Below are 25,570 nucleotides of genomic sequence, written 5' to 3'. Positions count from 1 at the left end.
TGGACAGCACGGGGCTTTTCGACCGAAGATCAAGGGGAGAGGTTTTGCGGGGAGGGAACACCATGGGCCGACGCACCAGGGGCGCAACGGTTGTCGTCTCGATATGCCTGGCGGTGGCCGGGCTGTTGACCGGCTGTGCGCAGTCGGGGCACCCGGTGGCGGGTGAAATGGATGTCCGCACACTCGATGTCGGCGGCAGCGCGGTGGATCGCTTCCACTACGACACGTCCTCGAACGGGCACGGCGATGTGCTGGAAGGCATTCGGATGGCGGCGGCCGTCGCGCCGTCGCTGAAGGTCGATCAGAGCCTCGACATCGGCCGCGGCACCTTCGTGCACACCACCACCGCGGACCTGGTGAAGTACGACGGCATGCCGAACGTGGCCGTGCCGATTCTGCAGAAGCACGGCTTCATCGTCGATTTCACGACCGGCGGCTCGGATCGGCCCGACCCCAAGGACAGTTCGCACGCCGACCCGAACTCCAATACGGTGTCGCTGGTCCTGATGCGCTTCCCCACCACGGACGCGGCCAAGCTGGCGGCCCGGGAGCTGGAGGACGCCGATTTCGCGGTGGCACTGCAGCAGAACGTGAAGCTCACCATTCCCGAGTACCCGGACGCGATGGCCCACTACCGGCCGGGCATCAACAATATCGGCGTGGTGATGGCCCGCAAGGAATTCGTGCTGGACATCTTCGCCGTCCGGCCCAGCGCCGATCAGCGGGATCTGCTGAGCCTGGCCAAGCGCACCCTGGACGCCGAGGTACCCGCGATCGACGCCTTCCAGGAAACGCCGACCGACAAACTCGATACCCTGCAACCGGATCCGGACAACCTGCTGGCCCGGGTGCTCGTCGACAAGCGCGACGCCGCCCGCGCGCCCGATCCGGACAACTTCGTGATCTGGCATCCGAACTGGATCCTCGACAACTCCGACGACCAGGCCGCCCGCCAAGCCCTGCTGGATCGGACGGGCGCGGACGCGTTCGGCTACGCCGACACCAACGAGATCTACCGGGTGCGCGACGCCGCGGCGGGCACGGATCTCGTGAATGGGCTGGTCTCGATCATGGGCAACACTTACTCGACCGATACCGCGCCGGACAACGTGCCCGGCGCCCAGTGCGGGCACTGGGCAGACCTCTCGGGCAAGAACCCCTATCGCTGCTACGTCGGTTATCGCCGGTATGTGGCGATCGTCTACGCGACCGATGCGGCGACCGCGCGGCGCAAGGCGACGGCGCAGTACGCATTGCTGGCCAACAGCCTCTAGCGGGTCGGAATCGGCCTCCCACGGATCAGAATCGGAGGACGTCCGCGTCCAGCAGTCGCCAGGCGGCGGGTCTGGACGCGGGGTGGCGTCCGGTCTCGACGTCCTCCGGTTCCGTTTCGGCGCAGCGGTCACATTCCGGATCCGCTGTCGCCCAGCTGTTTTCGCCCTCGATCGGGCCGGTGCGCGAGACCGTGTGCCGAGTGCGGGTGAGCCCGCTGCGCGGTGAACTGTCGTCGCGGAACCAATAGTCGCGGAATCCGAACGGCTGCAACAGTGCCCGCAGGAAGGCCGCGCCGTCCGCGGGCAGCACCCGGCGGTCGGTGCCGAGCAGCTCGACACCCTGGTGGTACCAGACCCGCGCGACCAGGCCCTCGATGGGATCGACCGCGCGGAAGGTGGCGTGACCGTCGGCGGTCAGCCGGAATTCGGCGATGCGCCGCCACTGGCCGTCGTGCCCACACTGCCCGGCATCGCGGAAGTACAACCCGACCACGGCCGGGATCCGCTGCCCCATGGGAACCCCCACTCGTCGAACTATTCCCGTGGAGTATCCGCACGCGCGGTCCGGAAACCTCCCGGTACCAATTCCCGGGCGCGATCGATCAGTTCGGATATCCGGGTACCGGAGTGCGCGCACCGCAGAACGGTTCACACGTCCCGGTCGTCGTGGGCACGTAATGCGACCCACTGTCGTCGAATCGGGCGCCACTCACCAACAGCAGCACCAGCAGCGCCGCGAAGATGATGAGCCCGAAGAAGATCAGCGTCGGCCACAGCCATCCCGCGGGAAGGTGTATCCCGAGTGCCAGCCCCTCGTACATACCCCCCACCTCCTCGTAAAATCGGTTCCCCTATTGGGTTACCACCCCCGCGCACCCGAATCCACCCCTCAGCACTGCCCCTCCACCGCCCACACCGCCTCGCCACCGACAACAGAAGATTCGCTCCACCCCAATCGAATTCACATCCGCCCCACCCGCATCAGGCGGTGCAATCCGCGTACGTGAACGGCCGCCCCGGATGATCCGGGGCGGCCGTTCGCCGGGGCTTCGCCTCAGGCGGATTGGAGGTCGCGGCGACGGAATGCCATGAGCCCCACCGTGATCAACGCCACGTCCACTATCAGCAGGACGATGAGCGGGGTGGCGGTGAAGGCCTCGCCGGGCACCTTCGGGGCGTGCTCGAAGGGGTTCAGGTCGCGGAACCACTGGGGTGCCCCCGACAGCGAGCCGAGCAGAAAGACCGCGATGGCGGCGGTGAGGAAACCCCACGCGACGGTCGTCCAGCGCGGCAACAGCCCGAACAGCAGGACGGTGATGGCGGTAAAGGTCCATACCGCAGGCAGTTGCACCAGCGCGGCCCCCAGCACCTGCCCGGTCTTGCCGCCGACATCACCGGCGGCGCGGCCGTAGATCAGACCGCCCAGCAGCCCCGACACCACGAGCGCCACGGCTGGCCCGAGCACCGCGAACGTCAGATGCGAAGCCACCCAACGGGTTCGGGCGACCGCGCCGGTGAGCACGGACTCCGCGCGGTCAGCGCTCTCCTCGGAGCGCAACCGCAGCGCCGCCGACACCGAATAGGCCGCCGCGCCCAGCGCGACCATCGTGAACGCGTAACTGATCAGCGACTTCTCCAGCGATTCGGAGCCACCCATGCGGGTGATCATGTCGCGGATGGTCTGATTACTCCCCAACTGCTTGCCGACATCGTGCGTCACGCTGCCGATCATCAACCCGTACAGCCCGAGTCCGGTCGTCCAGGCCAGCAATGTCCCGCGCTGCAATCGCCAGGCGAGCCCCAGCGGGCCGCTCAGCGTGGGCGCGGCCACCAGCGCGCCGGGCCGCTCGGCGATCAGTCCCGCGCCGACATCCCGGTGTGCCAGTAGGTAATACGCAACGACGGTCAGCACGACCGCGGCCAGCAGGTGCAGCAGCAACACCGCGAAATGATCGCCCGCGAACGCCCGCACCTGCAGCGACCAGCCCTGCGGAGCCATCCAGGTGAACGGGCTGGTCGGCCCCGCCCCCGAACGCACGTCTCCGATGGCACGCAGGGTGAACGTCACGCCCAGCACCGCGAAGGCGATGCCGCGCGCCACCCGCGCACTTGCCGACAGCTGGGCGGCGACCGCCGCGACCGAGGCGAACACGATGCCGGACCCGGCCAGCGCCAGCCCGAAGGCCAGCGAGCCGGAGCGGGGCACGGAAGTGCTTGCGATACTGGCGAATCCGATCAGCCCGGCGGCCAGTGCCCCACCGTAGGCCACGATCAACGCCGCCGTGAGACCGGCGTGCCGCCCCACTCGGGTCGAGGCCAGCAGTTCGGTGCGCCCGTTCTCTTCGTCGGCGCGAGTGTGCCGGATGACGGTCAGGATGGTGGCCACGCCGATGAGCGTGAAGAACATCCCGGCCTTCCACACGCCGGAGGCGCCGAGGTTGGTGCTGTAGATCGGCCCGTACATGGCCAGCTCGGCCGGATTCGACAGGACGCCGTCGGCGAAGCTCTGGAAGTCGGCGGGCGTGTGGTAGATCTTCTCGAGGCTCTTGATGTAGATGCTGCCCAGCGGCAGCGACAGCAGCAACACCCACAGCGGCAGGATGATCCGGTCACGTCGCAGATACAACCGCAGCAGCTGCCCGGTTCCGGTGAAATCCGCTGCAAAGGAAGGTGTTTCGAACGCGCGGGGCGCGGCGGCGGTGACCGCGGTCATTTCGACACCTTCTCGCGCGCATCGGCCGGGGCCTCGCCGTCGAGCGAATAGTGCCGCAGGAAGAGCTCTTCCAGCGTCGGCGGCTGACTGACCAGGCTGCGGACCCCGGCGTCGCCGAGCACCCGGATGAGCTCGCCGAGGTGCTCGCTGTCCACCTGGCAGTGCAGGGTGTTGCCCTCCACGCTGATATCCTCGACGCCCGCGATCCGGCTGAGATCGCCTGGGCTGCCCACCATTTCGGCGGTGATCGAGGTGCGCGACAGGTGCCGCATCTCAGCCAACGTGCCGGTCTCGACGGTCTTGCCCGCCCGGATGATGGTCACCCGCTGACACAGCTTCTCGACCTCGGACAGGATATGGCTCGACAGCAGCACCGTGGTGCCGCGCGCCACCGCCTCGGCCACGCATTCCCCGAAGACCTGCTCCATCAACGGATCCAGGCCCGAGGTCGGCTCGTCGAGCATGAGCAGCCGGGCGTTCGACGAAAACGCCGACACCAGTGCGACTTTCTGCCGATTGCCCTTGGAGTAGGTGCGCGCCTTCTTGCTCGGATCCAGTTCGAAGCGCCCGATCAGCTCGGCGCGGCGATCCTGATCGATCCCGCCGCGCATCCGCGCCAGCAGGTCGATGGTCTCACCGCCCGAGAGTGACGGCCACAGCGTGACATCGCCTGGGACATAGGCGATGTCGCGGTGCAGCGCGACCGCGTCGGTCCAGGGATCGCGCCCCAGCACCAGGGCCTCGCCCGAGGTGCGCGACAGGATGCCCAGCAGGACGCGGATGGTGGTGGACTTCCCCGCCCCGTTGGGCCCCAGGAAGCCGTGCACCTCCCCCTGCGCGACCTCGAGGTCGAGACCGTCGAGGGCGCGTACCTGCCCGAAGTGCTTGTGCAGATCCCGGACCTGAATCGCCGGGCTGACAGGGACGTTCATCGAATCTCCTCGTAGGAAAACGACGGTGTGATGGTTATTGCTCGGTTTGTGCTGCGGTGACTGCGTCCAGCGCGCTGGAATCGGTGAGCATGCCGTTGGTGTAGATCTCGAGGGCGGGCAGCATCATCTGGTCGGCGTAGTCGCGCAGGGCCTTGCGGAAGTCCATCGGCCCGGGGTGTTCGTCCGCGTAGAGCTGCAGAAACATCATCATGCCGCCGCCGTTGTTGGTGGCGACGTAACGCGCCATGGCCCGCACGTCGCGCATCGGCTTGATGCTGCCGCCCGCGATGCCCGCCCGGAGGTACAGCTCGGTGTCCTCCACCATGTGCTCGAAGAAGGTCTTCATCAGCGCACCGCCCGCTTGGAAGCTGCGCATCAGGTAGGCCATCAGCGGAGCGAACTCCTCGATCTCGGCCAGTTGCCGCATGAGCCCGCCGGGCGAGGGATTCTCGATGTACTCCATCTTGGCGGTCCGGATGGTGTCCCGAACCCATTCGTCGCACGCCGCCTGCAGCCCGTCCTTGGACCCGAAATGGTGGTTGACCAGCCCGGGCGAGACGCCCGCGGCGGCGGCGATGGCCCGCACGCCGACCCCGAATCCCTGCTCGCCGAACACCGTGATCGCGGCATCGCGAATCCGGGCCCGGGTGGTCAGATCGTCGGTTGAACGCATGTTCAATAGATTAAACACTCGTTCAACGAGAGGGCAAGGGTCCACGCCGATTTCTCCACCCGAATGTTGCGAAGGCGGCGAATACCGCGGATTACTGCACGCGGGAAAGTTGATCGGCCGCGACTATTGTCACGCGGAACATCCGCGCAGGGAACAACGGGGGATCAGCCCAGCGAAGCGCACAGCAGCCCGTCACCGACCGGAATCAGCACGCTGGTGAGGTCCGGATCCTCGGCGATGGCCCGGGTCGCCGCCCGCACCGCCATGGTCTGTGGATCGCGCTGCGCCGGATCCGGGACCCGCCCGCCCAGCAGCGCGTTGTGCAGCAGAATCGCACCGCCCTCGCGTAGCAAGCGCACGGCCTGCACCACATACTGCGGATGCTCGAGCGGCGCGGCGTCGATGAACACCAGGTCGTAGGCCCCATCGGCCAAGCGCGGCAAAACATCCAGCGCCCGCCCGTTGATGAGCCGGGTGCGCGCGGGCGCGATCTCGGCCGAGCGGAACGCCTCCCGGGCCGCGCGCTGATGCTCGGGTTCGGAGTCGATGGTGGTCAGGGTGCCGTCCTCGCGCATGCCGTCGAGCAGCCACAGCCCGCTGACCCCGGCCCCCGTCCCGACCTCGACCACGGCCCGCGCCCCCAGCAGCTGCGCGTACATGCTGAGCAGCGCACCGACACTGGGCGCGACCGGGGCCGCACCCAGTTCGAGGGCGCGTTCGCGCGCGCCGACGAGGATGTCGTCCTCGGCGACGGATTCCTCCACATAGGCGAGGTTGCGCTGCAAGTTCGGTGCCGCGGGGGTCTGGCTCACGAAATAGAGGCTAACGGCGATACACCGGTAAGGCGTGGTGGTGCTGGGCCGGGTGTGGCGATTTTTCTCAGGTGTCCCTCAGCGTCCACATATTGATGCCACATCACGACCGACGAAAGTAAGGCTCACGCCAGGCCAGCGACCGCGGGCCCGGGATCGGGAACAGCTGATCCAACCGATTGGTTGTCACCGATACCGACGTTCACGGTCCCGAGTAGGAGGTAATCCCATCCACATGGTCGACGCGGCGCGTGAACCCGCCAACACTCTGCACCCGCAGATCAAGCCGCTGGACAGCGACACCACGCTGGACGGCGAGCTGCTCCTGTCCCCCGCCGACGACGAGGCCGCCCTGACCGGGACCGCCGCCTTCGACGCGACCGGCGATCGTGCCGTGATGCCGAGCTGGGACGAACTGGTCCGCGAGCACGCCGACCGCGTGTATCGCCTGGCCTACCGTCTCACCGGTGATCCGCAGGACGCCGACGATCTGACCCAGGAAACCTTCATCCGGGTCTTCCGTTCGCTGCAGAACTATCAGCCCGGCACCTTCGAGGGCTGGCTGCACCGCATCACCACCAACCTGTTCCTGGATATGGTCCGCCGCCGCAACCGCATTCGCATGGAGGCGCTGCCGGAGGACTACGACCGCGTCCCGTCCGAGGGTCCCGGCCCGGAGCAGGCGTACCACGACGCCAATCTGGATCCCGACCTGCAGTCCGCGCTGGATTCGCTGGCCCCGGAGTTCCGTGCCGCGGTCGTGCTGTGTGACATCGAAGGTCTGTCGTACGAGGAGATCGGTGCGACGCTGGGCGTCAAACTGGGCACCGTGCGCAGCCGGATCCACCGAGGACGCCAGGCACTGCGCGAGTACCTCGAGCATAATGGGGTGGAGCGGCGTTTCGCCGCCTCCGACAAGGTCGGGTGAGCAGCGGGTCCCGCAGGTCGGACCCCCGTCCCACTCGAGCAGCTCGAACCGTCCGGAAGGGTGTGCAGCGTATGAGTGGCGAGGACCGACCGCCCCGTCGTCCCCCGCGTTTCGCCCCCACCGAGCATCTGGCCAGTGAGGCCATCGCCGCCTACGTGGACGGCGAACTGCGGATGAACGCGTATCTGCGTGCCGCGCACCACATCTCGGTGTGCCGCGAGTGCGCCGCCGAGGTGGATGCCCAGCAGCAGGCGCGAATCGCGCTGCGGCAGTCCTCGGATCAGATCTCCGCCCCCTCGAGTCTGCACGACACCCTGAGCCGGATTCCGCGTTCGCTCATCCAGGAATGCGCGAGCAACCATCAGGATTCGTTCGACAGCAGACGGTGGACCTCGTGGTGGCGCAAGTAGAGTCCATAGCGTGACCACCGAATCGAACAACACGGGCCCGGCGCCCGAGCGGTCTGGGGAATTTGATTCGGCAGCCGATCGGGGGAACCTGCGGCCGTCGGACGCACCGGTACTGGGGCCACGCCCGGTGTATCGGCCGCACGTGGACAACCACACCGCCCGCGCCTTCCGCCGCCCGAGTGGCCAGCACGGCTCCTTCGCGACCCGCACGGCCGGTGCCGCGGCGGCGGCGCAGGGAGACATCGAGATCGCCAATCGCCCGCCGGATGCGGTGCTGGCGGAGGCTTTCGGCCGCCCGGCGGGTTCGACCGAAGTGCTGCAGCGGGATCCGGAGGCGACGGCCGAGCAGGCCGCCCCGGCCGCGCCCGCCGATCCGTGGCGGGATCCGAATTCGGCCGCGCGCCTGGGGACTCCGGCGGTGGCGCAGCCACAACCCGCTCCGCTGCTGCCCGGTGCGCGACTGGGCGCGCGGGACGTGCTGTTCGGTGGCCGGGTGTCGTGGCAGGCGCTGGGACTGCTGGCGATCGTCGCATTGGCCGTCGGCCTGGTGGGCGGGTTCGTAGGTGCCTTCACCGGTTCGTCGGCGTCCGCACTCACCTCGCGCAAGGTGACGCTGCAGTCCGCGCCCGGCGGCGGTGACTCGCACAATCAGATCACCAAGGTGGTCAATGCCGTCATGCCCGCGGTGGTCACGGTGCGGGCCTGGCTGGGCGACACCGGTTCCACGGGTTCGGGCGTGGTGATCGACGGGCAGGGCTACATCGTCACCAACAATCACGTGATCTCGCTGGCCGCCAATGACAAGTCGGGCAAGGCCAAGCTGGATGTGGTGTTCTCCGACGGGCAGAAGGCACCGGTCCGCATCGTCGGCCGCGACACCAAGACGGACCTGGCGGTGCTCAAGGTCGATGTGAAGAACCTCTCGGTGATCCAGCTCGGCAACTCCGGTGACGTGCAGGTCGGCGACGACGTGCTGGCGCTGGGTTCGCCGCTGGGCCTGGAGAAGACGGTCACCTCCGGCATCGTCTCGGCGCTGCACCGCCCGGTGAAGGTGGGCGGCGAGGGCACCGACACCGACGCCACCCTGGACGCCGTGCAGACCGACGCCGCCATCAACCACGGCAATTCCGGTGGCGCGCTGGTGGATATGCAGGGCCGGCTGATCGGCATCAACTCGGCCATCAAGTCCGAGAGCGGCGGTTCGGTGGGTCTGGGCTTCGCGATTCCGGTGGATCAGGTGAAGCGGATCTCGCAGGCGCTGATCCGCGACGGCGCGGTGGAGCACCCGATGCTGGGCGTCAGCGCCAAGACCAAGATCGTCGCCAATGACGTGATGAGCGGCGCGCAGGTGGCCGACGTGACGCCGGGCAGCCCGGCGGCCAAGGCGGGCATCGTCGAGGGCGACGTCATCGTCAAGGTCGGCGACCGGGACGTGACGAGCCCGGAGGAGCTGACCGTGGCGGTCCAGTCCCACGACATCGGCCAGACCGTGGACATCAAGGTCATCCGCGACGGCCGTGAGGTGGACATTCCAGTCACACTGGAAACGGACAAGAAGTCGTAGAAAGGTAGCCTGTACTCGTGTTCAGCAATATCGGCTGGGGCGAGATGCTCATTCTGCTCGTCGCCGCACTTGTGATTCTCGGCCCCGAGCGCTTGCCCGAGGCTGTTCGCTGGACGGCGCACGCGCTCAAACAGGCGCGCGATTACGCCACCGGCGCAACTCAGCAATTGCGGAATGAGCTCGGGCCGGAATTCGACGAGATCCGGAAACCGTTGGAGCAGTTGAACGAACTGCGCAGTATGAATCCACGCTCGATGGTGACCAAACACCTGCTCGACGGCGACGATTCGATCCTGAACAGCTTCAATGACCTGACCAATTTCGACAAGCCGAGCGGCGGCGCGAACAGCGGAAACGGTTCCACCAACACCGGTTCCGGCCCGATTTCGATGCCGAAGGAACAGAAACCGCTGGAGCGCAACGAACGTCCGCCGGTGGACCCGGACGCCACCTGAGATCAAAGTCGTTTAGTGGACTTGACGCATGATGCTGTCCAGCTATCTAGACTGCGCACATGTCGGCCGACGAGGTGGCCCGGGTATTCGCGATCGAGGACAAGGTCGAACGCCTGAAAGCCGCCACAGAGGGCGTCGCGGCGGCGCAGCAGCAGATCAATGAGCTGACTCGCATCCGTCGCGCCGTCATTCGCGAACTGCATGCCGAAGGCTGGACGTTCGCGAGAATCGGTGCGGCCGCGGGTCTTTCCCGCGCCCGCATCCATCAGGTGAGTACACAGGGACCGGTTCCGGAAGGCTTGTTCTTCGGTCACGGCCCACTGACCATCCTGACCCCCGACGTTCGCAGCACCACCCGCTCCATCGCCTTGGTCGGCGCGCCGGATCCCGCCGCGCCGCACCGTTTGGTGGAGCTTCTGCGCGAACTCGGGTTCACCGCCAATGTCCAGCGGTTCCTCCCCGGCCGCCCGCTCGATCTCGACCGCGATGGTCTGATCGTGCTCGGCGGGCCCGAATTGTCGCCAAGTCTGCGGTATCTGGTGGCCGCCGACCCCCGGCTACGCCGCACCGTGGCCCGCGCGGGCCGGGTGCGGCGCGGCATCGAGGATCGGGCCGCCCGCCGCGTCTACCGGCCCGGCGGCACCGAGCCCTACGACATCGCCTATCTGGCCCGGCTACCCCGCCCGGACGCCAAGGGCAGTGTGCTGGTGATCGACGGCCTGCACCCGCCCGCCTCGCTGGGCGCGATTCGGCTGCTGGCGACCCGGCTGGCGACCCTGCACGAGCGCGCGAGCACGCACCCGTTCTCGGCGGTGGTGGGCGTCCGCTACGACCGGTCCACGGGTGAACCGATCGAGGCGGACCTGCTCACCCCGATCTACCGGCACGACCGGTAAGGGTTACGCGGCGGCTTCTTCCGGGCGCAGGGTGTTCATGGGCGGGCGATCCGCCAAGGACACCTCTGTCGTGTTGGCGATGAATTCGCCTGCCACCAGCGGGAATTGGGTCAGGGCCGCGCCGGAGTCCTGAATTCCGCTGCGGCCCAGGACGGTTCCCAGGATCTGGCGGCTCATGACGCCGAGGTCGGCCAGCGGGCGGTTGCGGTGCTGGCGGACGCCGAGGTTGACCTGACCGATGCTGGACAGGCCCAGCAGGTCGTAAGTGTCGAGCAGCAGCCCGATCTCGACGCCGTAGCCCGGCGCGAAGGGCACCGAGGCCAGCAGTTCGCGGGTGCCCGCGTACTCACCGCCCAAGGGCTGCAGCACATTCGAGAGTTCAGGCCGCAAGGCGGCCAGCAGCGGGCGGGCCACCAGCTCGGTGACGCGGCCGCCGCCGTGGTGTTCGACCGCCTCGCCGGTGCGCAGCGGGCGGCGGTAGTACGCCTTGACGAGGTGCATCCCGTCCACGGTCAGCAGCGGGCCCAACAGCTTCGGCACGAAGTTCGGGTCCGGGTCGATGAGGTCGGAGTCCACGAAGGCGATGATGTCGCCGGTGGTGACGGCCAGCGAACGCCACAGGCATTCGCCCTTGCCGGGGACGGGGTCGAGTTCGGGGACGGCTTGTTCGCGGGTCACCACGGTCGCTCCGGCGGCCCGTGCGCGGGCCGCGGTGGCGTCGGTGGACCCGGAGTCCAGGACGACGAGTTCGTCCACCAGGGTGCCGAGCAGGGGCCGGATGCTGGCCACCACCGCGGCGACGGTGGATTCCTCGTTGAGGGCGGGGAGTACCACGGAAACCGTGCGGCCGTCCTTGGCCGCGATCAGTTCCTCGACGGTCCAGTCGGGACGGTCGTAGGTGTTGGTGTTCACCCAGTCTGTTTTCATGCGAGACCTCGCAGGGTACGGGCGGGTGGGCGGTGACCCTGGATGGCGGCGATCATGTCCACCACCCGGCGGGTGTGGGCGACCTCGTGCACGCGAAAGACTCGAGCGCCCGCGGCGGCCGACCATGCAGTCGCTGCCAATGTGCCCTCCAATCGCTCGGTCAACCCGACACCAAGAGTCTCTCCGATGAAATCCTTATTACTCAGCGCCATCAAGACGGGCCATCCGCTTTTCACAAGAACGTCTATCGCCCGCAACAATTCGAGCCCGTGATAGGTGTTTTTGCCGAAATCATGGGTCGGGTCGATCAAAATCGAGTCCTTGGCCACCCCTGCGGCCGCAGCATTTTCGGCGGCGGTGACCACCGATTCTGTGACCTGGGCCACCACATCGGCGTATCGGACCCGGTGCGGACGGGTCCTCGGAATCGCACCCCCGGTGTGCGAGCACACGATTCCTACGCCCAACTCGGCAGCAACGCTCACTAGCTCGGGATCAGCTCCGGCCCAGGTGTCGTTGATCAGATCCGCGCCCTCGGCCACCGCGGCCCGCGCCACGTCCGCCCGCCAGGTGTCCACACTGATCAACAACTCCGGGTAGCGCGCCCGGATGGCGGCCACGAACGGCACCACGCGGCGGGCCTCCTCGGCGGCGTCCACCTCGGAGCCCGGCCCGGCCTTCACCCCGCCGATATCGACCAGATCCGCGCCCTCGGCGACCGCCCGGTCCACGGCGTTCATGGCGGCTTCGTCGGTGAACGTCGCGCCCCGGTCGTAGAAGGAATCCGGCGTCCGGTTCACGATCGCCATCACCAGCGCCCGATCCGTCGCCACCGGCTTTCCGCACAATGTCGGCAACGGCGCACACATGCCCTCGACTGTACCGAGGGCTGTATACCGCTTGCTGGGCAGCCGACCGGAACTGTGTCCCGACCGGCTGCTGCTCAGTTGCCGGGAGCCTTGCCCGCGGCCACGTCGGCGGCGTAGCCCGGGTATGCCGGAACATAGCCGTCGGTGCGGTTCGCGAGGACGTAGAGGGCGGTCTGGTCGTCGAGGGCGTAGCCCTCCTTGCGGAGCTCCACCTTGCGGCTCTTGAAAGTGGAGGTCTGTTCCAGCTCGGGGACCACCCTGATGAACAGGGGGACGGCGTAGGTCGGGAGGTGGTCGTAGAGGGCCTTGGCGGCCACCTTGCCGTCGAAGACCGCGCCCTCGTGCAGGGTCACCGCGGCCATGCCCGCCTTGCCGTCGGCGCCGGGGATGTCGACGCCGAAAACGACTGCCTGCGTGACGGAGTCGATGCCGTCGAAGGCGCCCTCGACCTCGGTGGTGGCCACGTTCTCACCCTTCCAGCGGAAGGTGTCGCCGAGGCGGTCGACGAAGGCGATGTGGCCGAAGCGCTGATCGCGCACCAGGTCGCCGGTGTCGAACCAGCAGTCGCCGGACGCGAAACCGTCACGCACGAGCTTGGATTCGGTGGCCGAGGCGTCGGTGTACCCGTCGAACGGGGAGCTGTCGGTGACCTTGGCCAGCAGCAGGCCGACACCGCCGGGACGGACGCGACGCAGTCGGCCGTCGGGCTGACGCAGCGCCTTGCCGGTGGCGTCGTCGTACTCGACGATGGCGAAGGGCAGCGGGGTGAAGCCGGCGGTCTTGTCGATGCTGAAGGCGTTGATGAAGGCGACGTTTCCCTCACTGGCGCCGTAGAACTCGACGATCCGCTTGATGCCGAAACGCTGCTGGAACTCGTCCCACAGTTCGGGCCGCAGGCCGTTGCCGACGCACAGCCGGATCCGGTGCCCGCGATCATTGCGCCGGGCGGGCTGGTTGAGCAGGTAGCGGCACAACTCGCCGATGTAGACGAAGGCGGTGGCCTGGTTGGCGATGGCCTCGTCCCAGAAGCGGGAGGCCGAGAACTTGCGGCCCAGCGCGAAAGTCGCGCCGCCCGCGATCACCGAGGACAGCGCCACCGTCAGGGCGTTGTTGTGATAGAGCGGCAGGCAGCAGTAGAGGGTGTCCTTGCCGGTCAGCCGCACGCCGAGCCCGCCGATGCCCGCCATGGACTTGGTCCAGCGCTGATGCGTCATGACGCTGGCCTTGGGCAGGCCGGTGGTGCCGGAGGTGAAGATCAGGTAGGCGCGCTCCTTGGCCGTGATCTGTTCGGTCACAGCCGGATTCGCGGCATCCGCGGTCGTCGCCTCGGTGGCGAGCTGCTGCGACCAGATCAGGTTGGGCCGCGGCTCGGTGAGGGTGGCGAGCGCGTCGGCGGACTCCTCGCCGATCACGTCGAGCGCCGAATTCAGCAGCCCGAAGCTGTGCTGCAGCACCGCATCCCGCTGATTGTGGTTGAGCAGTCCGGCGGTGGCACCGAGTTTCACGGTGGCCAGCACCGTGAGCAGCGCCTCGGGCCGGTTGGACATCAGGATGCCGACCACGTCGCCACGCTTGACACCGTGCGCGGCAAGCACATTCGCGTAGCGGTTGACCTCGGCATTGGCCTCGCCCCAGGTGTACTGGCGGCCTTCGAATCTCAGGAAGGGCCGGTCGGGATGCTTGGCCGCGCCGCGCTGGAAGAACAGTCCGATGGATGCCTTGTCGCCGGATTTCACCAGCAGGTGCCCGACATTGCGGATCATTCCGGGGGCGGCCACGGCCATGCCGGGCAGGCTGCGAGCCAGGTCGAACAGGCTCACGGTCGAACGGGCATCCGTATTCACTTCGCTGTGCTCCTCACGGGTCGTGCTCACGCCCACCCTTGCCGATCCACCCGATCTTGTCGAGTGGAACCGGATAGTTCCACTCAGGTGGTCGGCCGCAGCGCCTCGAACGCGGCGTCCAGATCCGTGGTCACCAGCACCTTGTCCAGCGCCTCGCGGCCCGCGTACCCGCGCGCGCCCAGCTCCTGCACCCAGGTGAACAACCCCGCGTAGTGCCCCTGCGGATCGAGCACCACCACCGGCTTCTCGTGCACGCCCAGGTATGCCCCGGTCCAGGATTCGAAGAACTCCTCCAGCGTGCCGATGCCGCCGGGCAGGGTAAGGAAGGCGTCGGCGCGGTCGTCCATGACCTGTTTGCGCTCGCGCATGGAGTCGGTGACGATCAGCTCGTCGGCGTCGATATCGGCGACCTCGCGGTGCACCAGCTGCTTGGGGATGACGCCGACCGTCTTGGCCCCGGCCGCCCGCGCCGCGTGCGCGACCGCGCCCATCATCGACACATTGCCGCCGCCGGACACCAGTTGCCAACCGCGCCGGCCGATTTCGGCGCCGACGCGGGCGGCCAGTTCCAGCACCCGCGGATCGTCGACGGACGCGGAGCAGTACACGCACACCGCGTAGGGCTCGTTCACCACTGGTCCTCCACGACGCCCGCTTCGTCCTGCTCGTGGCGGGCCTGCGCGGCCCGCGTCACGATCTCGACCACCTCGTCCACGCTGTCGGTGAGGTGCAGCAGCCCGAGGTCGCCGGGCGCGATCTTGCCCGAGCCGAGCAGCGAATCGCGCATCCAATCCATCAGTCCCGCCCAGTATTTGGTGCCGAACAGGATGATCGGGAAGCGGGTGATCTTGTGCGTCTGCACCAGCGTCAGCGCCTCGAACAGCTCGTCGAGGGTGCCGAAACCGCCGGGCATGCAGACGAACGCCTGGGCGTACTTCACGAACATGGTCTTGCGCGCGAAGAAGTAGCGGAAGTTGATGCCGAGGTCGACCCACTCGTTGAGGTGCTGCTCGAACGGCAGCTCGATGCCGAGGCCGATCGAATAGCCACCGGCCTCCGAGGCACCCCGGTTGGCCGCCTCCATGGCGCCCGGGCCACCACCGGTGATGACCGCGAAACCGGCTCGGGCCAAGGCACTTCCGATGGCCATCCCGGCCTGGTACTCCGGCGAATCGGCCGGAGTGCGCGCGGAACCGAAGACCGCGACCGCCCGCGGCACCTCCGCCAGCGCGCCGAAGCCCTCGACGAATTCGGCTTGGATGCGCAGGACCCGCCAAGGATCGGTGTGCACCCAATCCGCGCCGCCACGCTCGTCCAGTAAATGCTGATCCGTGGTCCCTATCCCCTTTTTCCGGTCCCGCCGCAACATGATCGGGCCCCGGAATCGTGGAGTCTTAGGCGAACGCACCTCTTCGTCAGCAGACATGCAGCCAACCGTACATGTCACCCGTAACGCCCGCCTCGCGCTTGATCAGCGTGGTGTTGAACAACTGATCAGGCTTTGGCCCCGGTCAGGTAACTGCGCAGCATCGACGTGACCTGGGTGATCTGATCGACGGGCAGGTGCTCGTCGCGCTTGTGCGCCAGGTTCGGGTCGCCCGGGCCGAAGTTGACGGCCGGGATGCCGCGGGCGGCGAACCGCGAGACATCGGTCCAGCCGTACTTGGCGCGCACCCCGCCGCTGCCGTGCCCGTGCACGATCTCGATGAGGTCCTTGGCGGCCGGATTGGACAGGCCCGGCAGTGCGCCGGGAGCGCCGTCGGTGCGCTCGAAATCCAGGTCCAGCCCGGCGAACACCTCGCGCACGTGCTCGGTGGCCTGATCCAGGGTGCGGTCGGGGGCGAAGCGGAAGTTCACGTCCACGGTGGCCACGTCGGGCACCACATTGCCGGCGACGCCGCCCTCGACGCGGACGGCCGACAGACCCTCGCGGTAGGTGCAGCCGTCGATCTCGACCTCGCGCGCCCGATAGTTGGCCAGCCGCTCCAGAATCGGAGCGAGCCGGTGAATCGCGTTGTCCCCCAGCCAGGCTCGCGCGGTGTGCGCGCGCACGCCGGAGGTGGTGAGCCGGACCCGCAGGGTGCCCTGGCAGCCCGCTTCGATCCAGCCGCCGGAGGGTTCACCGAGAATGGCGAGGTCGCCCGCGAGCCATTCCGGGAATTCGCGTTCGATGCGGCCGAGCCCGTTGAACTCGGCGGCGATCTCCTCGCAGTCGTAGAAGATGAGCGTCAGATCGTGCACCGGGTCGGCGACGGTGGCGGCCAGGTGCAGGAACACCGCGTCGCCGGACTTCATGTCGACGGTGCCGCAGCCCCACAGCTGCCGTTCGCCGTCCGCGGTGGTCTCGAAGTGGCTGGGCACATTGTCGGCGATCGGCACGGTGTCCAGGTGCCCGGCCAGAATGACCCGGGTCGGCAGTCCCCGATCGGTGCGCGCCAGCACGGTATTGCCGTGGCGCACGATCTCGAATTCGGAAGTCTGCTCGCGCAGTGCCTTTTCGACGATGTCGGCGATGACCTTCTCGTTCTTCGACACGCTCGGAATATCCACGAGCGCGGCGGTGAGTGATATGGGGTCGGCACTCAGGTCGAGGAGGGTCATTTCATCCACCCTAAAGGAGGAGACGCCTCCGTTCTTCGCACGGTGGCTGCGTTGGCACAAATCGGCACCGCGGGCGGTATGAATTCACAGCACGGTAACGTAATGGGACGTGAGTACTCAGGGAGCTTCAGCAGTCGGCCTCGCCACCATCACCGCGAACGGAACCGTTCTCGACACCTGGTATCCGTATCCGGAGCTGGGTGAATTCAGCGATACCGGCTCCAAGCGCCTGGATGCCTCCGATGTCGAATACGCCAAGTTCGCCGACAGCGTCGGGGTCGACGAGGCCCGCCGGGTCGAGGTGGTCGTGGTCCGCACCATCATCGCCGACCTGTCCGCCGCGCCGGTCGACACCCACGACGTCTACCTGCGTCTGCACCTGCTCTCGCACCGGCTGATCCGCCCGCATGGCGCGAACCTGGACGGGCAGTTCGGTCTGCTCGCCAATGTGGTGTGGACCAATCACGGTCCCTGCTCGACCGAGGAGTTCGAGCTGACCCGGCTGAAGCTGCGCGCCCGCGGCCCGGTCACCGTGTACGGCGTGGACAAGTTCCCGCGTCTGGTCGACTATGTGCTGCCGACCGGCGTCCGCATCGCCGATGCCGACCGCGTGCGCCTGGGCGCGCACCTGGCCTCGGGCACCACGGTCATGCACGAGGGCTTCGTGAACTTCAATGCCGGCACGCTCGGCAATTCCATGGTGGAGGGCCGTATTTCGGCCGGTGTCGTGGTCGGCAACGGCTCCGATGTCGGCGGCGGCGCGTCCATCATGGGCACCCTGTCCGGCGGCGGCAAGCAGGTCATCTCGCTGGGCGAGCGCTGCCTGCTGGGCGCGAACTCGGGCCTGGGCATCTCGCTCGGCGACGACTGCGTGGTCGAGGCGGGGCTCTACGTCACCGCGGGCACCAAGGTGACCGGGCCGGACGGCACGGTCGTGAAGGCCGGTGAGCTGTCCGGGCAGTCCAACCTGCTGTTCATCCGCAACTCGGTGACCGGCGCGGTCGAGGTCCGGGCGCGCAAGGGCACCGGCGTCGAACTGAACGCGGCGCTGCACGCCAACGACTGACCCCGAAAATTCGAAAACCCCTGCCGGCCGCGCGCCGCAGGGGTTTTCGTGGTTTTCGGGCTCAGTGGTACAGCGAGCACAGCGGATTGGCGGATCCGTCGTACATCGGCAGCACCGGTGTATTGCACTGACCCGACCCGGTCTGCAGCGCCTTGATCAGGTTCGAGGAACCGGCCGCCGACGGGTCGAAGGACCCGAAGGCCCCGACGTTCACCGATCCGGTACCGCCGGTGTTGGGTGCCGCTACCTGCTCGGCGGGCTGCTGCATCGGGGTGAGGGGCAGGGCGTCGGCGCTCGCCACGGCGGCGGGTGCGAGCAGACCGGCGAAGACGGCGGCGGCCGCCACGGTGGTACGCAGAGCGGAAGGCATCGAGCGAATCTCCTTGGAAGCATGGAACTTTCGTCTCCAAGAAACTAGATGTTCGCTCGGTGGCGCGGCGAGACCCCGAAACCTCCGGCACCGGAACTCCGGTGTCACATGCCGAAGCCGATGATGCGCTCCGGGGTGATACGGATGAGCTCGCGCGACATGCCCGCGTGGAAGGGTTCGACGTCGCGCAGCGCCTGCGCGGTGCCGCGGATCTCGAGCATGCGCACTTCCCAGGGCTGCACGGATTTGATGTCGTCCACCACGAAGGAGACCCGTTCCTCCTTCAGCAGGTTGCGGAACTTCTGGCTGGCCCCGAGATTGAGGCCGCCGATGTCGATAGTGCCCAGCGCGGCGTTATAGCGAAAACCAACGGGATTGTTCTGCGGGGAGCCGTCGGGGCGGATGGTGGCGAGCCGCCCCAGCCGCTGGCTGTTCAGGTAGTCGATCTGGGCGGGCGAAAGCGATGCGGTCATAGCGATCACGCTAGAACCTCGACCATGCTCGAGGTCAAGCCAGCAGCTTCTTCTGCACCTTGCCCATGGCATTGCGCGGCAACGAGTCCACCACCCGCACCTCGCGCGGCCGCTTGTGCGCCGAAAGTTCGCCCGCCACATGGGCGATGAGGGATTCGGCGACCGACTCCCCCGCGCCGTCGCGCAACACCACGTAGGCGACGATGCGCTGCCCGAGATCGTCGTCCGGCACGCCGACGACCGCTGTCTCGGCCACCGCCGGATGCCCCAGCAGCGAGGTCTCGATCTCCCCCGCGCCGATGCGGTAGCCGCCGGACTTGATCAGGTCCACCGATTCCCGGCCCACGATGCGGTGGAAGCCCTCGGCATCGATGACGGCCACGTCGCCGGTCTTGAACCAACCGTCGGCAGTGAAGTTCTCGGCGGTCACCTCGAGCTTGTTCAGGTAGCCGTCGAACAGCATGGGACCGCGAATCTGCAGGCCACCGACGCTTTCCCCGTCCTGCGGGACCGGCTGCCCGGCCTCGTCGCGCAATCGGGTCTCGACCCCGGCCACCGGCGTGCCGACCCAGCCGGGGCGACGTTCGCCGTCGGGGCGGGTGGAGAGCGTGATCATGGTTTCGCTCATGCCGTAGCGCTCGATCGGCGCGTGCCCGGTGAGCTCGGCGAGCCGCTCGAACACCGGCACGGGCAGCGGCGCGCTCCCGGAGATCAGGATGCGGGCCTTCGCCAATTCCCTTGCCGCGTCGGGGTCTTCGGCAATCCGCGACCAGACCGTGGGCACGCCGAAGTACATGGTGCCATGAGCTTGCGCGTAGGCGGCCGGGGTCGGCTTACCGGTATGCACGAGCGGGCTGCCGACGCGTAGCGGGCCGAGCACACCGAGGATCAGGCCGTGCACGTGGAACAGCGGAAGCCCGTGCACCAGAGTGTCTTTCCAGGTCCAGCCCCAGGCCTCGGCCAAGGCGTCCAGGCCCGCGGCGATGGCGTCGCGGCTGAGCACGACACCTTTGGGGGCACCGGTGGTGCCGGAGGTGTAGAGGATGAAAGCCGTTGACTTCCCGGCGGGTTCGGCATACCGGTGCCAGGAGCGCGCGTGCTTGCGCACCGGGATCACCGGGAGCTCCGAGCCCTCCGGAGCCTTTCCCAGCCAGGCCTGCGCGCCCGAATCGTTCAGCATGTGAGCCAGTTCCGCGCTGCCCGAGTCGGGCGGCACCGGCACCACGGTCACCCCGGCGATGAGACAGCCGACCACCGCGAGCACGGTGGTGACGGTCGGTTCGGCGAGCACCGCCACCCGGCGCGCCTGCGCGACGCGCTCGGCGACCGAGGTGGCCGCGCCGAGCAGATCACTGCGCGACAGCGTCTCGCCGTCGATGGTGACGGCATCGGGGATATCGGCTCCGGCGGCGATGGCGGCCGGATTCAGCGAACTCAGCAACAGCGGCGACACGGGCTCACGCTACCGGAGGGCGCGCACAACGAATCGCTTGCGAACCAGCCAAGTCGGTTGACAGGCGACCCGAGTGGGTAAGAAAGTTTCTATACAACCTTCTCACCAGAGGATGTGGTCAACGATGACCAGGCCGCTTCACGATCCCTTCGACGCCGCAACCACCGAGCCCGAGGTCGACATCCGGCAGTACCTCGACGGCGCGGCCGGATTCTTCGGCGCGGCCGCGAATGTGATCATGCAACTCGCCAACCGGCCCGTCGGCTACGGCGTGGTCGAGAGTCCGGTCGAATCCGGGAACGTCATGGTCCACCCGATCAAGCGGCTCCGCACCACCCTCACCTACCTGGCCGTCGCCCTGCTCGGCACCGAGGACGACCGCGCGGCCTACCGCGAGGCCGTCGACTCCGTGCACAAACAGGTCCGATCCCGCACCGGAAGCACGGTGAAGTACAACGCCTTCGACCCCCAGCTCCAACTGTGGGTGGCCGCCTGTCTGTACTGGGGCGCACGCGATCTGTACGAGCGGATGTACGGTCCGATGGACGACTTCGACGCCGATGCTTTCTACTACCACTCGGCCCGCATGGGCACCACGCTGCAGGTGCGCGAGGACATGTGGCCCGCGGATCGCGAAGCCTTCGAGCGCTATTGGGCCGAGAACCTGGCACTGACCCGCATCGATCCCAAGATCAAGGCATATTTCGAGGACCTCATCGACCTCAAGATGCTGCCCCGCCCGTTCCAGCTGGCTTTCGGCGGCGTGCACCGGTTCTTCGTGACCGGCCTACTGCCGCAACATCTTCGGGACGAGATGGGCATGACGTGGACACCACGCCAGGATCGGCTGCTGGCCAGGATGCTACGGGTGGTGGGCGCGGCGGAGGGCGTGGTGCCAGCACCCGTTCGCTCGTTCCCGCTCAACGCCTATCTGCTGGATATGCGACTGCGTCGCCGCTTGGGCCTGCGGCTGGTGTGAGAACCGTTGCGGTTCAGAGGATTCGGAATCCCGGGATGACGTGGTCGCGGGCGAACTGCCGCAGCGCCACCGGATCGTCGAGCGGAATGACGGTCTGCGGCGTCAGCGCCAGCGACAGCGCGGCGCGCGCGATCATCTCGGCCAGCGGCAGCGGATCGTACTGCGGCACTTTACCTTCGGCCTGCAAGCGGGCGATGAACTCGGCCAGGTAGTCGCGGCCCATCTCGATCACCGGCGCACCCTGCACGGTGAGGTACGGCAGCACCATTTCCGGTTCGGTCTTGAGCAGGCGGTCCAGCAGCTGATTGCCGCGCAAACCCTCGATGCAGGCGATGAACAGCGCGGCGATCTGATCCTCGGCGCTGGCGTCCCGATCGACCTGTCGTTCGACGGCCGCATCCGCGATCTCGATGAACTGCCGGGCCTGCCGCAGGGCGACGGCCTGAATCAGATCGTTCTTGCCCGCGAACCGGCGGTACAGCGTGGCCAGCGAGAGTCCACCGCGGCGCGCGACCTCGACCATGGAGGTGCGCTTGATCCCGAAGTCGAGAAAGGCGAGCATGGCCGCGTCCAGTACCTTGGCCTGATTGCGGTCCTCGGGACCGGATCCACGCACGAGCGGCAGCAGTTTGGCCAGCTTGGCCATGGGTCCGAGCCCTTTCCGGTCGCAAAGAAACGGTGAGGCACCAATCTTCGCACATTGACACCCCCGCCCCGCGGTGAGAAGGTGACAAGCGAATTTTCTCACACTCTCCTCACTGGCGAGGAGTGACGACGAGGAGCCGTGTCGACGATGACCGCCCCACTGCGCAAGTTCGAGCACGAACCGGTCGGCCCCGAGCCGATGACCATCGAGCAGGTTCGCGAATTGATCGACGGTGTCGGCGCATTCCTCGGCGGTGCCGCCAATGTGATCATGCAGCTGTCGCTCACCCCGGTGGCCTACGGCGTCATGGAGTCCGAGGTGCACAGCGGGGCGATCATGGTGCGTCCGTTCAAGCGGTTGCGCACCACCATCACCTATCTCGCCGTGGCCATGATCGGTGACGAGGAGGACCGCCGCGCCTACCGCGAGGCCGTCAACAGCGCGCACCGGACCATCCACACCAAGCCCGGCAGCCCGGTCAAATACAACGCCTTCGACCCGAAGCTGCAGCTGTGGGTGGCCGCCTGCATCTACTGGGGCTTCGACGACGTCTACCACCGCATGCGCGGTCCGATGGATCCCGAAGTGGCAGAAGCCTTCTACCGGCATTGCGCACGCCTGGGCACCACCTTGCAGATGCGCGAGGAGATGTGGCCCGCCACCCGGGACGAGTTCTACGTCTACTGGGAGGAGAACCTCGCCACCAAGACCATCGACGAGGCCACCCGCACCTACTTCAACGCACTGACCGATCTGAAGATGCTGGCCTGGCCGCTGCAGATCGCCCTGGGCGGCCTGCACCGCTTCATCGTCACCGCGCTGCTGCCACCGCATCTGCGCAACCAGATGGGCATGTCCTGGACCGCGCGCGACGAACGCATTTTCGGCGGCTGCCTGCGCGCGCTGGCCGCGGTCTGGACGCGCATGCCCACGGTGCTCCGACTGTTCCCCTTCAACGTCTACCTCGCGGACATGCGCCTGCGCCGTCGCTTCGGCCGCCCGCTCGTCTAACGGTCGGCCCGCCTGTCTAACGCTCGGAGAGGGCCCGCAGGAAGAAGCCGAGGTTGGCGGGTCGTTCGGCCAAGCGACGCATGAGGTAGCCGTACCACTGGGTGCCGTACGGGATGTAGACACGGAGGGCGTGACCCTCGTCGACCAGGCGCCGCTGTTCCGGATCGCGGATGCCGTAGAGCATCTGGAACTCGTAATCGCCTGGGACGCGGTTGTTCTCGGTGGCGAGGGTCAGCGCGGCGGCGATCATGGCCGGATCGTGCGAGGCGATCATGGGATACCAGCCACCCGACATCAACACCGCCAGGCAGCGCAGGTAGGAGGCATCGACATCGGCGCGGCGCTGATAGGCGACGGTGGCCGGTTCCTGATACGCGCCCTTGCACAGGCGGATTCGGGTGCCGTCGGTGGCCAAGTCACGAACGGTGTCCTCGGCTGTCCGCAGGTAGGTCTGCAAGGCGACTGCCAGCCAGGGGAATTCGGCGCGGGCCTGCGCGACCGCCTCCAGGGTGTCGGCGGTGGTGGTGTGGTCCTCGGCGTCGACGGTCACCCAGACGTGGCGTTCGACCGCCTTGGCGCACAGTTTGTGCAGGTTCTCGGCGGCGATGGCCGGACCGTCCTGCCCCAGCGACTGCCCCAGGGCCGACAGCTTGAGCGACACCTCGACCCGGGGGACGACCGAAGGCACACCCGGGATCTCCTGGTCGGCCTCGGCCAACGCGTCGAGGAGCGAAAGGTATTCGGCGACAGCGGCATCGGCCTGCGCGCGATCGGTGGTGTACTCGCCGAGAAAGTCGACGCTGACCGAACGGCCGCTCTTCAGCAGCTCTCGCGCCACCGGGGCCAACTCGGCCCGGGTCTCCCCGGCAACGAAGCGCCGCACGACCGCCGCGGTCACCGGCACCTTGGTGATGGCGTCCTTCATGCGCGACGATCCGGCCGCCGCGAGGATCGCCGGACGGAGTGGGTTCATCGCGCCTCCATGTGGGGGTAGCGGTAATCGGTGGGCGGCACGAAGGTTTCCTTGAGCGTGCGGGGCGCGACCCAGCGCAGCAGGTTGAGATGCGAGCCCGCCTTGTCGTCGGTGCCCGAGGCCCGCGCACCGCCGAAGGGTTGCTGGCCGACCACCGCGCCGGTCGGCTTGTCGTTGATGTAGAAGTTGCCCGCGGCGAATCGCAGTGCGGTGGTGGCGGTTTCGACGGCCCGGCGATCGCGGGCGAAGATCGCGCCGGTGAGCGCGTACGGCGAGGTGGAGTCGACGATGTCGAGGATGTCGGTGAAGGCGTCCGGCGTGCTGTCGTCGTAGACGTAGACCGACAGGAGCGGGCCGAAGTACTCGGTGGAGAACGCCTCGTCGCCCGGATCGTCGCCGAGCAGCACGGTCGGGCGGACGAACCAGCCCTCGCCGTCGTCGCAGCGTCCGCCGACCGGGATGTCGAGACCGGCGCTCTTGGCCCGATCGATGGCGGCCTCGCATTTCAGGAAGGCGCGCGAGTCGATCACGGCCCCACCGAAATTCGACAGATCAGCGACATCACCGTAGGTCAGCGACTCCACCTCGGAGAGGAAATCCTGGCCCATGCGCTGCCACACCGACTTGGGGACATAGGCGCGCGACGCGGCCGAACACTTCTGCCCCTGATACTCGTAGGCTCCACGAACCATGGCCACCCGCAAGGCATCCGGATCGGCGGAGGGATGCGCGAGAATGAAATCCTTGCCGCCCGTCTCCCCGACGAGCCTCGGATACCCGTGGTAGCGGCCGATATTCGAGCCGACGCTCTGCCACAGGGATTGGAAGGTGCGGGTGGAGCCGGTGAAGTGGATGCCCGCCAGCTTCGGATCCGACAGCGCCACCTCCGAGACCTTCGCGCCGTTCCCGGTCACCATATTGATGACGCCGGGCGGCATCCCTGCCTCCTCCAACAGCTTCATGGTCAGATACGCCGAAAGCGTCTGTGTCGAAGAAGGTTTCCAGACCACCGTATTGCCCATGAGCGCGGGCGCGGTGGGCAGATTCCCCGCGATGGCGGTGAAGTTGAACGGGGTGATGGCGTAGACGAACCCTTCCAAGGGCCGGTAGTCCATCCGATTCCACACGCCCGCACCGGATTCCGGCTGCACCGCGAGAATCTGCCGGGCGAAGGCGACATTGAACCGCCAGAAGTCCACCAGCTCGCAGGGCGCGTCGATCTCGGCCTGCTGCACCGATTTCGACTGGCCCAGCATGGTGGCGGCGGCAATGGTCTCGCGCCACGGCCCGGCCAGCAGGTCGGCCGCCCGCAGCAGGACGGCGGCCCGCTCCTCGAAGGGCAGCGCCCGCCAAGCGGTCGCGGCGGCGGTGGCCGCCGCGATGGCGGCCCGGGCTTCGTCGTGAGTGGTATCGGAATAGGTTCCGAGGGGGTGCCTGTGCCGGTGCGGCATCACGATATTCAGCCGTTTCCCGCCACCGGCCTGATGTTTGCCGCCGATCACCAGCGGCACATCCAAGGTCGAGGAGGAGAGGTCGGCGAGCTTGCTTGTCAGCAGCTCACGTTCGCGGCTGCCCGGTGCGTAGGTGTGCACCGGTTCGTTGCCGGGGGCAGGGACAACCGTGACAGCGTCCATGCCCCAGGCTAACGCGGCGAGAGGGACCCGGCTGGAACGAACACGCTCCGGCCGGTAAGGGGGTTTG

27 protein-coding genes are annotated in these 25,570 nt (G+C 67.6%); 9 read left to right on the top strand and 18 right to left on the bottom strand.

The annotated features are described in order from the left end of the window. Positions 1–62 precede the first annotated feature (62 nt). Positions 63–1,274 carry a DUF7373 family lipoprotein gene (locus ACYVN4_RS01885; protein WP_460717461.1) on the top strand — a complete coding sequence of 404 codons (1,212 nt, stop codon included), beginning with the start codon at positions 63–65 and terminating at the stop codon, positions 1,272–1,274. A gap of 25 nt (positions 1,275–1,299) precedes the next feature. Here ACYVN4_RS01885 and ACYVN4_RS01880 read toward each other — a convergent pair whose 3' ends face one another. The 6 genes from ACYVN4_RS01880 to ACYVN4_RS01855 form a co-directional block, all read right to left on the bottom strand. Next, complete coding sequence (locus tag ACYVN4_RS01880; protein ID WP_460717460.1) at positions 1,300–1,800, bottom strand: hypothetical protein; 501 nt, start codon at positions 1,798–1,800, stop codon at positions 1,300–1,302. A 76-nt stretch (positions 1,801–1,876) separates the two neighbouring features. After that, on the bottom strand, positions 1,877–2,095 hold the full coding sequence (locus tag ACYVN4_RS01875) for a hypothetical protein (protein WP_460717459.1): 219 nt from the start codon (positions 2,093–2,095) through the stop codon (positions 1,877–1,879). Positions 2,096–2,328: 233 nt separating this feature from the next. After that, positions 2,329–3,987 (bottom strand): ABC transporter permease, encoded by a 1,659-nt coding sequence (locus ACYVN4_RS01870; protein ID WP_460717458.1) that lies wholly within the window; start codon positions 3,985–3,987, stop codon positions 2,329–2,331. Further along, positions 3,984–4,919 carry an ABC transporter ATP-binding protein gene (locus ACYVN4_RS01865; RefSeq protein ID WP_460717457.1) on the bottom strand — a complete coding sequence of 312 codons (936 nt, stop codon included), beginning with the start codon at positions 4,917–4,919 and terminating at the stop codon, positions 3,984–3,986. Before ACYVN4_RS01865 ends, ACYVN4_RS01870 begins: the two co-directional genes overlap by 4 nt. A 34-nt stretch (positions 4,920–4,953) precedes the next feature. After that, positions 4,954–5,592 carry a TetR family transcriptional regulator gene (locus ACYVN4_RS01860; RefSeq protein WP_460717456.1) on the bottom strand — a complete coding sequence of 213 codons (639 nt, stop codon included), beginning with the start codon at positions 5,590–5,592 and terminating at the stop codon, positions 4,954–4,956. A gap of 164 nt (positions 5,593–5,756) precedes the next feature. Further along, entirely contained in the window at positions 5,757–6,404 is a 648-nt protein-coding gene (locus ACYVN4_RS01855; RefSeq protein ID WP_379362511.1) for an O-methyltransferase, read from the bottom strand. Positions 6,405–6,639: 235 nt separating this feature from the next. On the opposite strand from ACYVN4_RS01855, the gene sigE reads away from it, so the two are divergent. The 5 genes from sigE to ACYVN4_RS01830 all read left to right on the top strand — a co-directional run bounded on the left by sigE (position 6,640) and on the right by ACYVN4_RS01830 (position 10,657). Then, positions 6,640–7,332 carry an RNA polymerase sigma factor SigE gene (sigE, locus tag ACYVN4_RS01850; protein WP_452395234.1) on the top strand — a complete coding sequence of 231 codons (693 nt, stop codon included), beginning with the start codon at positions 6,640–6,642 and terminating at the stop codon, positions 7,330–7,332. Positions 7,333–7,403: 71 nt separating this feature from the next. Continuing rightward, complete coding sequence (locus tag ACYVN4_RS01845) at positions 7,404–7,742, top strand: hypothetical protein (protein WP_460717455.1); 339 nt, start codon at positions 7,404–7,406, stop codon at positions 7,740–7,742. Positions 7,743–7,752: 10 nt separating this feature from the next. After that, complete coding sequence (locus tag ACYVN4_RS01840) at positions 7,753–9,306, top strand: S1C family serine protease (protein WP_460717454.1); 1,554 nt, start codon at positions 7,753–7,755, stop codon at positions 9,304–9,306. A gap of 17 nt (positions 9,307–9,323) precedes the next feature. Beyond that, entirely contained in the window at positions 9,324–9,761 is a 438-nt protein-coding gene (gene tatB, locus ACYVN4_RS01835; protein WP_460717453.1) for a Sec-independent protein translocase protein TatB, read from the top strand. A 59-nt stretch (positions 9,762–9,820) separates the two neighbouring features. Continuing rightward, complete coding sequence (locus ACYVN4_RS01830; protein WP_460717452.1) at positions 9,821–10,657, top strand: hypothetical protein; 837 nt, start codon at positions 9,821–9,823, stop codon at positions 10,655–10,657. Between the two features lie 3 nt (positions 10,658–10,660). Here the strand turns inward: ACYVN4_RS01830 and ACYVN4_RS01825 are convergent, their stop codons facing one another. The 6 genes from ACYVN4_RS01825 to dapE form a co-directional block, all read right to left on the bottom strand. After that, on the bottom strand, positions 10,661–11,584 hold the full coding sequence (locus ACYVN4_RS01825; protein WP_460717451.1) for a glucosyl-3-phosphoglycerate synthase: 924 nt from the start codon (positions 11,582–11,584) through the stop codon (positions 10,661–10,663). Continuing rightward, positions 11,581–12,453 (bottom strand): dihydropteroate synthase, encoded by an 873-nt coding sequence (gene folP / locus ACYVN4_RS01820; protein WP_460717450.1) that lies wholly within the window; start codon positions 12,451–12,453, stop codon positions 11,581–11,583. Before folP ends, ACYVN4_RS01825 begins: the two co-directional genes overlap by 4 nt. 74 nt (positions 12,454–12,527) lie before the next feature. Continuing rightward, positions 12,528–14,297, bottom strand: a complete 1,770-nt coding sequence (locus ACYVN4_RS01815; protein ID WP_460718329.1) for a long-chain-acyl-CoA synthetase — start codon at positions 14,295–14,297, stop codon at positions 12,528–12,530. Between the two features lie 83 nt (positions 14,298–14,380). Next, on the bottom strand, positions 14,381–14,932 hold the full coding sequence (locus ACYVN4_RS01810; RefSeq protein ID WP_460717449.1) for an LOG family protein: 552 nt from the start codon (positions 14,930–14,932) through the stop codon (positions 14,381–14,383). Then, a complete protein-coding gene (locus ACYVN4_RS01805; RefSeq protein ID WP_460717448.1) occupies positions 14,926–15,723 on the bottom strand; it encodes an LOG family protein in 798 nt (265 codons plus the stop codon). The genes ACYVN4_RS01810 and ACYVN4_RS01805 overlap by 7 nt, the downstream gene beginning before the upstream one ends. Before the next feature lie 68 nt (positions 15,724–15,791). After that, complete coding sequence (gene dapE / locus ACYVN4_RS01800) at positions 15,792–16,898, bottom strand: succinyl-diaminopimelate desuccinylase (RefSeq protein WP_460717447.1); 1,107 nt, start codon at positions 16,896–16,898, stop codon at positions 15,792–15,794. Between the two features lie 109 nt (positions 16,899–17,007). Here dapE and dapD point away from each other — a divergent pair, with 109 nt between their 5' ends. After that, positions 17,008–17,964 (top strand): 2,3,4,5-tetrahydropyridine-2,6-dicarboxylate N-succinyltransferase, encoded by a 957-nt coding sequence (gene dapD, locus ACYVN4_RS01795; protein ID WP_460717446.1) that lies wholly within the window; start codon positions 17,008–17,010, stop codon positions 17,962–17,964. Between the two features lie 61 nt (positions 17,965–18,025). Here the strand turns inward: dapD and ACYVN4_RS01790 are convergent, their stop codons facing one another. From ACYVN4_RS01790 to ACYVN4_RS01780, 3 genes are all read right to left on the bottom strand, one after another. Next, the gene (locus ACYVN4_RS01790; protein ID WP_460717445.1) at positions 18,026–18,334 is read right to left on the bottom strand and encodes a hypothetical protein; all 309 of its coding nucleotides are present in this window, start codon (positions 18,332–18,334) and stop codon (positions 18,026–18,028) included. Positions 18,335–18,438: 104 nt separating this feature from the next. Beyond that, complete coding sequence (locus ACYVN4_RS01785; protein WP_460717444.1) at positions 18,439–18,807, bottom strand: PPOX class F420-dependent oxidoreductase; 369 nt, start codon at positions 18,805–18,807, stop codon at positions 18,439–18,441. Between the two features lie 34 nt (positions 18,808–18,841). Then, complete coding sequence (locus ACYVN4_RS01780; RefSeq protein ID WP_460718328.1) at positions 18,842–20,251, bottom strand: acyl-CoA synthetase; 1,410 nt, start codon at positions 20,249–20,251, stop codon at positions 18,842–18,844. 133 nt (positions 20,252–20,384) lie between these two features. On the opposite strand from ACYVN4_RS01780, the gene ACYVN4_RS01775 reads away from it, so the two are divergent. Then, positions 20,385–21,239, top strand: a complete 855-nt coding sequence (locus ACYVN4_RS01775) for an oxygenase MpaB family protein (protein WP_460717443.1) — start codon at positions 20,385–20,387, stop codon at positions 21,237–21,239. 13 nt (positions 21,240–21,252) lie between these two features. Here the strand turns inward: ACYVN4_RS01775 and ACYVN4_RS01770 are convergent, their stop codons facing one another. Next, entirely contained in the window at positions 21,253–21,885 is a 633-nt protein-coding gene (locus ACYVN4_RS01770; RefSeq protein WP_460717442.1) for a TetR/AcrR family transcriptional regulator, read from the bottom strand. Between the two features lie 147 nt (positions 21,886–22,032). Here ACYVN4_RS01770 and ACYVN4_RS01765 point away from each other — a divergent pair, with 147 nt between their 5' ends. Then, positions 22,033–22,896, top strand: a complete 864-nt coding sequence (locus tag ACYVN4_RS01765; RefSeq protein ID WP_460717441.1) for an oxygenase MpaB family protein — start codon at positions 22,033–22,035, stop codon at positions 22,894–22,896. 16 nt (positions 22,897–22,912) lie between these two features. Here the strand turns inward: ACYVN4_RS01765 and ACYVN4_RS01760 are convergent, their stop codons facing one another. Beyond that, a complete protein-coding gene (locus tag ACYVN4_RS01760) occupies positions 22,913–23,869 on the bottom strand; it encodes a proline dehydrogenase family protein (RefSeq protein WP_460717440.1) in 957 nt (318 codons plus the stop codon). Further along, on the bottom strand, positions 23,866–25,503 hold the full coding sequence (gene pruA / locus ACYVN4_RS01755; protein ID WP_460717439.1) for an L-glutamate gamma-semialdehyde dehydrogenase: 1,638 nt from the start codon (positions 25,501–25,503) through the stop codon (positions 23,866–23,868). The genes ACYVN4_RS01760 and pruA overlap by 4 nt, the downstream gene beginning before the upstream one ends. Between the last annotated feature and the right edge of the window lie 67 nt (positions 25,504–25,570).

It is taken from the genome of Nocardia heshunensis (assembly GCF_054782115.1).
This window is presented reverse-complemented; position numbering and strand designations above follow the sequence as displayed.

Bases quoted from the DNA above. Each gene is read 5' to 3' on its own strand.
- ACYVN4_RS01885 (WP_460717461.1), top strand. From the start codon at position 63: ATGGGCCGACGCACCAGGGGCGCAACGGTTGTCGTCTCGATATGCCTG.
- ACYVN4_RS01875 (WP_460717459.1), bottom strand. From the start codon at position 2,095: ATGTACGAGGGGCTGGCACTCGGGATACACCTTCCCGCGGGATGGCTG.
- ACYVN4_RS01870 (WP_460717458.1), bottom strand. From the start codon at position 3,987: ATGACCGCGGTCACCGCCGCCGCGCCCCGCGCGTTCGAAACACCTTCC.
- ACYVN4_RS01865 (WP_460717457.1), bottom strand. From the start codon at position 4,919: ATGAACGTCCCTGTCAGCCCGGCGATTCAGGTCCGGGATCTGCACAAG.
- ACYVN4_RS01860 (WP_460717456.1), bottom strand. From the start codon at position 5,592: ATGCGTTCAACCGACGATCTGACCACCCGGGCCCGGATTCGCGATGCC.
- sigE (WP_452395234.1), top strand. From the start codon at position 6,640: ATGGTCGACGCGGCGCGTGAACCCGCCAACACTCTGCACCCGCAGATC.
- ACYVN4_RS01845 (WP_460717455.1), top strand. From the start codon at position 7,404: ATGAGTGGCGAGGACCGACCGCCCCGTCGTCCCCCGCGTTTCGCCCCC.
- ACYVN4_RS01830 (WP_460717452.1), top strand. From the start codon at position 9,821: ATGTCGGCCGACGAGGTGGCCCGGGTATTCGCGATCGAGGACAAGGTC.
- ACYVN4_RS01825 (WP_460717451.1), bottom strand. From the start codon at position 11,584: ATGAAAACAGACTGGGTGAACACCAACACCTACGACCGTCCCGACTGG.
- folP (WP_460717450.1), bottom strand. From the start codon at position 12,453: ATGTGTGCGCCGTTGCCGACATTGTGCGGAAAGCCGGTGGCGACGGAT.
- ACYVN4_RS01805 (WP_460717448.1), bottom strand. From the start codon at position 15,723: ATGTCTGCTGACGAAGAGGTGCGTTCGCCTAAGACTCCACGATTCCGG.
- dapE (WP_460717447.1), bottom strand. From the start codon at position 16,898: ATGACCCTCCTCGACCTGAGTGCCGACCCCATATCACTCACCGCCGCG.
- ACYVN4_RS01790 (WP_460717445.1), bottom strand. From the start codon at position 18,334: ATGCCTTCCGCTCTGCGTACCACCGTGGCGGCCGCCGCCGTCTTCGCC.
- ACYVN4_RS01785 (WP_460717444.1), bottom strand. From the start codon at position 18,807: ATGACCGCATCGCTTTCGCCCGCCCAGATCGACTACCTGAACAGCCAG.
- ACYVN4_RS01775 (WP_460717443.1), top strand. From the start codon at position 20,385: ATGACCAGGCCGCTTCACGATCCCTTCGACGCCGCAACCACCGAGCCC.
- ACYVN4_RS01770 (WP_460717442.1), bottom strand. From the start codon at position 21,885: ATGGCCAAGCTGGCCAAACTGCTGCCGCTCGTGCGTGGATCCGGTCCC.
- ACYVN4_RS01765 (WP_460717441.1), top strand. From the start codon at position 22,033: ATGACCGCCCCACTGCGCAAGTTCGAGCACGAACCGGTCGGCCCCGAG.
- ACYVN4_RS01760 (WP_460717440.1), bottom strand. From the start codon at position 23,869: ATGAACCCACTCCGTCCGGCGATCCTCGCGGCGGCCGGATCGTCGCGC.
- pruA (WP_460717439.1), bottom strand. From the start codon at position 25,503: ATGGACGCTGTCACGGTTGTCCCTGCCCCCGGCAACGAACCGGTGCAC.